The sequence below is a fragment of the Mycobacterium angelicum genome (assembly GCF_002086155.1).
GTDB lineage: Bacteria > Actinomycetota > Actinomycetes > Mycobacteriales > Mycobacteriaceae > Mycobacterium > Mycobacterium angelicum.
Window position 1 is genome coordinate 1 of record NZ_MVHE01000271.1, and the last position, 531, is coordinate 531.

General features: G+C 81.0%; 1 protein-coding gene. It reads right to left on the reverse strand.

The window, feature by feature from the left end; genetic code table 11:
• A partial coding sequence (locus BST12_RS29355) for a hypothetical protein (protein ID WP_211281418.1) occupies positions 1-531 on the reverse strand: 531 nt, incomplete at both ends.

Consider the following 531-nt stretch of genomic DNA (forward strand, 5'->3'; position numbering starts at 1 on the left):
ACGCCGCCGGCGCCGCCGGAGCCGTTGGTGCCGCCCGCACCGGAGTCGCCGCCCTGGCCCCCCTGACCGCCGGCGCCGCCAGCAAACCCGGTGCCGCCGGTGGCACCGCTGCCTGCTGCGGCATCGGTGCCGTCGGCGCCGGTACCGCCGTCGCCGCCTTGACCGCCGGTGCCGCCGGTGCCTGCTTTGCCGGTGGCGCCGGTGGTGCCGCCGGTTCCGCCGCTGCCGGTTCCGCCGCCGCCACCGCCGGCGCCTGCTGCGCCGCCGATACCGCCGTCGCCGCCGGTGCCGCCGACTCCGGTGGTGCTGTCGGCGCCGCTGCCGCCGGTTCCGCCGGTTCCGCCGGTGCCGCCGACGCCGCCGGCGCCGCCGGAGCCGTTGGTGCCGCCGGCACTGTTACCGCCTTGGCCGCCTTGTCCGCCGGCGCCGCCGGCGAAACCGGTGCCGCCGGTGGCGCCGCTGCCTGCTGCGGCATTGGTGCCGTCGGCGCCGGTACCGCCGTCGCCGCCTTGACCGCCGGTGCCGCCGGTG